This is a genomic window from Frankia gtarii (assembly GCF_025403375.1).
In the GTDB taxonomy this organism is placed as follows: domain Bacteria; phylum Actinomycetota; class Actinomycetes; order Frankiales; family Frankiaceae; genus Frankia; species Frankia gtarii.
The window spans coordinates 1-6,902 of the sequence record NZ_JAMPTM010000333.1 but is presented as its reverse complement, the minus strand read 5'-3'; the positions used below and the strand labels follow the sequence as shown (position 1 = coordinate 6,902).

Sequence of the window (6,902 nt, the reverse complement as noted above, 5' to 3'; positions counted from 1 at the left end):
CCACCGGCACCACCACCACCGGCACCACCACCACCGGCACCGGCACCACCCGCGACACCGGTGCCACCCGTCCGCTCGGTCCTCATCCCGGCGCGACGGCCGCCCCCGACAGGGACAGCGCCCGCTGGCAGGCGAGCACCCTGCGAGCCGCCGCTGCCACCGCGCAACGCAGCGCCGTCGCGTCGGTCAGCGGCCCGGACGACGCGCCGGCGTGCACCTTCGTCGCCGCGATCGTGACGCCGGGCCGGCTGACGGTCGGCTGGCTCGGCGACAGCCGGGCCTACCTGGTCGACCAGTCCGGCGCGCGACTGCTCACCGCGGACGACACCCTCGCCGCCGAGGCGGTGCGGGCCGGCCTGCTGCCCCCGGAACGGGCCGAGACGGGGCCGGGCGCCCACACGATCACCCACTGGATCGGCACGGGAAGCACGTCCGTGATTCCCCGCGTCGCCGCGTCGGCACTGAGCGGGCCGGGACGGGTCGTGCTGTGCAGCGACGGGCTGTGGAACTACGTCTCGGCGGCCGGTGCCCTCGCCGACCGGATCGCCGAGGTGGCGGCGGACGCGCCGCCGCTCGCGGTCGCCCGCCACCTGACGGCCGTCGCCCTCGCCCGCGGCGGGGGCGACAACATCACCGTGATAGTCATCGACATCCCCGGGGGGCAGTGATGATCACCTTCACCTGCGCGGTCAGCCAGAACGAGTTCCTCGCGCAGGGCGTCGGCGAGGTGCACGCGGTCATCACCGTGTCCGCCAGCAGCGAGGGGACCGCCGGCGACGGGGAGCGGCCGGCGGCCGGGACGGTTCCCGGCGCCGCTCCCAGCGCCGCCGAGGTGATCATCCTGGACTGCTCCGGCTCCATGGACTACCCACAGTCGAAGATCATCGAGGCACGGCGGGCGGCGCGGGCGGCGATCGACACGTTGCCCGACGGCGTCGCGTTCGCCGTCGTCGAAGGCACCGAGAAGGCCCGGGTGGTCTACCCGGAGAGCCCGGTGCTGGTGACGGCGACGGCCGAGACCCGGGCTGCCGCGGGCCGGGCCGTCGCTCGGCTGCGCCCCCACGGCGGCACCTCGATGGGCCGCTGGCTGCGGTTGACCGCGAAGCTCATGGCGTCCCGCCCGGACGCCATCGGCCACGCCATCCTGCTCACCGACGGGCAGAACGGCGAGAGCGCGGCGGCGTTGGAGGCATCGCTGGCCGCGTGCGAGGGCGCGTTCCAGTGCGACTGCCGCGGGGTGGGCGCCGACTGGCAGGTCGACGAGCTGCGCCAGATCTCCACCCGCCTGCTCGGCACCGTCTCGCTGCTGCGCGAGCCCGCCCAGATGGCCGACGACTTCCGCGCACTGATCGCCAAGGCCCTCGCCCGCGGTGTCGCCGACGTCGCGCTGCGGGTATGGACGCCGAAGGGTTCCACCACCCGCTTCCTGCGCCAGGTCTCCCCCGAGGTCGACGACCTGATGCCGCGCGCGGTCGAGGTGAACCCGTTCACCCGGGACCATCCGACCGGCGCGTGGGCGGCGGGCACCCGCGAGTACCACCTGTGCGTCGACGTGCCGCCGGCCGACGTCGGCGACGAGCGGCTCGCGGCGCGGGTGAGCCTGGTCGTCGGCGACGAGGTCGTCTCGCAGGCCCGCGTCCGCGCCGTGTGGACCGAGGACGCCGAGCTGTCGACCCGCATCGACGGCGTCGTCGCCCACTACACCGGGCAGGCGGAACTCGCCCGCGCGGTGCAGGACGGCCTCGCCGCGCGCCGCGCCGGGGACGAGGTCAGCGCCGTGACGCTGCTGGGACGGGCCGCGCGCATCGCCGCCGCGGCCGACGACGGCGCGATGCTGGACCGGCTCGGCAAAGTCGTCGAGATCGACGACCCGGTGACCGGTTCGGTCCGGCTGCGCCGCGACGTGGAGAAGCTCGACGAGATGGATCTCGACGCGGGTTCGACGCTGACGGTTCCCGCCAAGAGTTGACATCCTCCTCCGCGTGAACGCGGAGGATTCCAACATCTACACATCCACCGGGAGAGGAGGTGCGCAGTGTTGAGGTTCGCGGTTCACAGGCCGCCCCCCGGCGTCGCCTCCCCGCGCAGTCACCCACGTGGTTGCCCACTGATGTCCCAGGGCGATGTTGCGTGCCGCGTTCACGTCCGCGTTCGCCTGCTGCCCGCAAGCCCGGCACCGGAAGGCGGCTTGGCTCTCGCGCGCCTCCCGGTCCCGGGTCCCGCAGGTGTTACAGGTCTGCGACGTGTACGCAGGACTGATCTTCTCGACCCGGCCGGGGGCCTTCTGCTCCAACCGACGGACCAGCAGCCCCCAGCCGTGGGCGAGAATGCTCCGGTTCAGCCCGGCTTTCTGCCGCACGTTCCGCCCCGGCTCGGCGACCGTGCCACGGGCCGAACGGGTCATGTTCCCGATCGGCAACGCCTCCACTCGGATCAGGTCGTACCGGCGGGCCAGGTCGGTACTGGTTTTCTCGACCCAGTCCTTACGCCGAGCGGCCTCCCGGGCCTTCACCCGGGCGATCTGCCCGACCAGCCGGGCCCGCCGCTGCGACCCCCGCCTCGCTCGAGCAAGGCGACGCTGCAACCGGACCAGCCGGGTCGCCTCACCGGCGCGCAACCCCGGGCAGTGCAGCAACTCCCCGGTGGACAACGCCGCCGACACCACCACACCCCGGTCCACCCCGACGACCCTACCGGTGCCCGGGGCGGGAATCGGGTCGGGGACAGCCGCGAACGCGACATGCCAGCGACCCATACGATCCCGGGTGATCCGGTAGGACTTCGCGTCCGGGACGGTGCGGCTACGGCGGAATCCGACCCAGCCCACTTTGGGTATCCGCACCTGCGACCAGCGGCGGTTGACCTGCCGCACGTCACCGGGCCTGACCGCGACGATCCGGAACCCCTCACCCCGACTACGTCGACGCCACCCCGGCCGCCGATGCGAACCACCGAAAAAGTTCGCCCTCGCGGTCGCGAAGTCCCGCAACGCCTGCTGCTGCACGATCACACTGCCAGCGCCAAGCCAGTCGCACGCGCCCCGCGCCGCGGTCAACTGCCGATTCCACTCGGCGTAGCCGGGGGCGGGGCCACGCCGCGGGTTCCACCACGACTGCTGCTCCACACACAGGTTCCACACGAACCGCGCATGCCCACAATGCACAAGAAGAACCTCTTCCTGCGCCACGTCGGGATACAACCGGAACCTCGACACAAACCGATTCTAACCCACCAACAGGACCGCGGAGAAGAGGGTTCCGAGATTCCCGGACGACCCGGCCCCCCGCATCACCGAAACCGCCAGAGAAGACGACTGTTCCCCGGACAGGGAAATCATTCACCTGTTACAGGCCGCGTTCGCGCGGCGGTTCACCTGACGGCGAACCGCCTACCCCTGCCCCGCTCCGCGGGGAGCCGGATTCCTCTCCGGCCTGCAGGCCAGGGCATCCTCCGGAGTTCTCGGTGAGCCCGGAGAACTGCCCGCTCTGCGGGCGCCCACGTCGCGGGGTGGGGGCGCACTGCCCGGCCTGCGACCACAACTTCCACACCGGCACCGGCCCGCTACCGGCGAAGGCCGTCCCCCTGCGGACCGCTGCACCACCGGCCGCACCACCACCGGCCGCAGCGCCCGGCAGCGCAACCGCCGGCGGGGCCGGGCGCTGGAACGCGCGGATCGCCGTCGACCGGGCGTTCTTCGAACGGGGAGACGACTTCGAACGGGGAGACGACGCGAACGCACCAGCCTTCCCCGAACGGTCTCGTCCGGTGACCGTCGAGCTGACCGCCCCGCGGACCGTCATCGGCCGGCGCAGCCGCAGCCAGCGCACCCCGCCGGGCCTCGACCTGTCCGGCAACCTCGGGGATCCCGGGGTCTCCCGCTCCCACGCCGCCTTGGAGCTCATGGCGGACGGCTCCCTGCGCATCACCGACCTGGGCTCGTCGAACGGCACCTGGGTCGGCCCGGACCCGGGCCATCTGGTCCGCCTGACGCCGGGGGGCGCCGTGGTGCTCGACGACGGCGACCGCGTCTACCTCGGCTCCTGGACCCGGATCACCGCCCACCGCCGCTAGCGGCCCCGACCGGTGCGCCCGCCGCGACGGCCCGGCCCGGGTACGGCGGGCAGCACGCCCCCTCCCACCCGGACCTGACCGAAGGGGTAGGACTTTGTTACGGTTGCGCCCATTGCCATTTTCCGCTGCCGAGCAGCGTCGACCACGATGCATTTCCGACCAGCCGGTTTCCGCCAAACTTCTGGCCGGGAACCGCGCGAGAAAGGGGTTCGTTTTTGCGCCGTTGTGCCGGCCGACCCTCGGCTGCCGTAGGTCACAGCGGCGAGGGGTGAATCGCCACGTCCTGTTCTGGCAGGCTCAATCGTCGTGCGATCTATCCGATCTTTCGCGGTCGACGCCGCCGGTACCACCCAGCCGGGCACCGACTTCTTCCTTTCGTACGCCGGTCCGGACGAGAACTGGGCCACCTGGATCAGTGATGTTTTCGAGTCCGCCGGCCACACGGTGCGGATACAGCCTTCCGAATCGCCCGGGGGCCAGTACGATGTTTCCGATATCGGCGCCGAGGTGGCACGGGCGGAACGCGTCCTCGCCGTTTGTTCCCCGGCCCTCATCGACGCCCCCTGGTGCACGCCGGAATGGGCCGCGGTGCTGGCGACGCGGCCCCTGCTGCTGGTCCGGGTGGCCGACGGCCCGGTCCCCGCGGTGCTGGCGACCGTCCACCGCGTCGACCTGTTCGGCGTCGACGAGGCCGCAGCCACCCGGCGGCTCCTGCACGCCGTCACCGCGCCCGGCGCCTCCCGCCCGGCGGGGCCCGCTCCCGCCGCGCCGGCCGCCCCCTTCCCGACCCTGCTGCCCGCGGGGTGGAACGTGCCGCGCAGGGACCGGCCGGTCGTCGAGCGCGGGACGCTGCTGAGCGAGGTCCGCCGGGCCCTGACGGGCGGCCCGGTGCCGGCCGTCGTGCTCCACGGCCCCGCCGGTTGCGGACGCACCCAGCTCGCGGTCGAGTACGCCCACCGGTACGCGTCGGGATACGGCCTGATCCGGTGGCTGGACGCGGGACAGCTTCCGCTGCTCGGCCAGCAGATCGCCGCGCTCGCCGGGCCATTGGGGCTGGCGACCGGCGCCGGCGTCGACGAGACGATCGGTGCCGTCCTGGCCGAGCTGAACCGGCGGGACCGCTGGCTGCTGATCTTCGACGACGCCCGCGACGCGCCGGGGTTGTGGCGGTGGTTGGACCAGTCGCTGCCGGCCCGATCGGGCCACCTGCTGCTGGTCGACGCCGACGCCGACGCCGACGGGACCGCGGGGCGCGCCGATCCGGTGCCGGCGGTGGAAGTCGGGCCCCTGCCCCGCGTGCGGTCCGTCGCCCTGCTGACCGCCGGGCGACCCGATCTGGACCCCGGCGTCGCCGACGCCCTTACCGCCCGACTCGCCGACCAGCCGCTGGCGGTGGGTCTGGCCGCCCGGCTGCTCGCCCAGGATGATCGCGACCCGCGGGACTTCCTCACCGAGCGAGACGGCCACGACCCGGTCGAGCTGTGCTGGACGCTGTTCCAGGACCGGTGCGCCCAGTCGGCACCGGCGACCGTGCGGCTGCTGGAGCTGTGCGCCCTGCTCGCGCCGGCACCGGTACCCCTGTCCCTGTTACGCGCGGCGAGTCCACCGCCGCGCCGGGGGTGGATCGGGCACCACCACCGCCAGCGCCGCGGCGACGATGACGACGGCGAACGGGACCTGCACCGGATCGTCGCAATCGCCGTCGACCATGGCCTGGCCCGGCGCGCCGGGGACAGCATCGTCCTGCCCGCTCTGGTACGCGACGCGATCGCCGCGGGGCTGACCCCGCGGCGGCGCCGCGAGCTCGGCGACCTCGCCGGACGGCTGCTCGCGGCGGCATACTCGCAGAACCCGACCGACCGCCCGGTCTGGTCTGCGCAGGCACCTGTCGTCCCGCACCTGCTGGCGGCCCTGGACACCCTCGACGATCCCGACGACCCGCACCAGCTCCACGCCTGGGCGGACGTCCACTGCTCCCACCTGTACGCCCGGGGTGCCTACGCCGCAGCCGAGTACCTCGCCCGCGACCTGTATCGCCGGAACCTCAAACGATTCGGCCCGGACAATCGCGACACGCTGGCCAGCGCGAACAACCTGGCCGTCACACTGCTCGCGGTCGGGCAGCGCCGGGCGGCGCAGGAGGTGGAGCGGGACACTTTGGCCCGGCGGGGCCACTTCCTCGGCGAGAACCACCCGGACACCCTCGCGACCGCCGCCAACCTGGCGATCGTGCTGTGGGAGCTGGGTGAGCACGAGGCCGCCCGCGGCCTGCACGCCGACACCGTCGCCCGGTCCCGCGCGACCCTCGGCGAGGACCACCCCGACACCCTCGCCCGCGCCCACCAGCTCGCCGGGCGCCTCGGCGCCGTCGGCGACCTGGCGAACGCGCAGGCCCTCACCGAGGACGTGCTGGCCCGCCGGCGTCGCCTGCTCGGCGAGGACCACCCCGACACCCTCGACACGACCGCCGATCTGGCCGCCCTCCTGCGCGGGCTCGGCCGGTTCCGGGCGGCTCGCGCGCTCGACGAGGACCTACTCGACCGGCTACGCCGATTGCTCGGTGACGACCATCCCGACGTCCTCGCCTTCGCCAGCCGGCTCGCGAACAACCTGGACGACCTCGGCGAGTTCCAGTCCGCCCGACGGCTCACCGAGGAGGTGCTGGCCCGGCGCCGGCGCCTGCTCGGCGACGACCATCCCGACACCCTGGCCTCGACGCACAGCCTGGCCGCCAGCCTGTCGGCGAGCGGTGACTACCGCGGGGCGCAGGAGCTGTTCGAGGAGGCGTTGAGCCGCTGGCGCCGCCAGTTCGCCCCCGCCCGCCCCCGGAC

Annotated in this window: 5 protein-coding genes; 4 read left to right on the top strand and 1 reads right to left on the bottom strand. The window is 73.5% G+C overall.

From position 1 onward, the window contains the following. Window positions 1-668, top strand: a 668-nt coding sequence (locus NBZ83_RS28655) for a PP2C family protein-serine/threonine phosphatase (RefSeq protein WP_261576189.1), incomplete at its 5' end; no start/stop codon positions are given. Continuing rightward, window positions 668-1,969, top strand: a complete 1,302-nt coding sequence (locus NBZ83_RS28650) for a VWA domain-containing protein (RefSeq protein ID WP_261576188.1) — start codon at window positions 668-670, stop codon at window positions 1,967-1,969. The genes NBZ83_RS28655 and NBZ83_RS28650, both read left to right, overlap by 1 nt. Window positions 1,970-2,005: 36 nt before the next feature. Here NBZ83_RS28650 and NBZ83_RS28645 read toward each other — a convergent pair whose 3' ends face one another. Continuing rightward, window positions 2,006-3,214, bottom strand: a complete 1,209-nt coding sequence (locus tag NBZ83_RS28645) for an RNA-guided endonuclease InsQ/TnpB family protein (protein ID WP_261576187.1) — start codon at window positions 3,212-3,214, stop codon at window positions 2,006-2,008. A 248-nt stretch (window positions 3,215-3,462) separates the two neighbouring features. Between NBZ83_RS28645 and NBZ83_RS33515 the strand changes: the two genes are divergently transcribed. Together NBZ83_RS33515 and NBZ83_RS28635 are read left to right on the top strand one after the other, a co-directional pair. Then, window positions 3,463-4,071, top strand: a complete 609-nt coding sequence (locus NBZ83_RS33515; protein ID WP_261576186.1) for an FHA domain-containing protein — start codon at window positions 3,463-3,465, stop codon at window positions 4,069-4,071. 306 nt (window positions 4,072-4,377) lie between these two features. Further along, window positions 4,378-6,902: tetratricopeptide repeat protein (locus NBZ83_RS28635; protein WP_261576185.1), on the top strand; the 2,525-nt coding region annotated here is incomplete at its 3' end.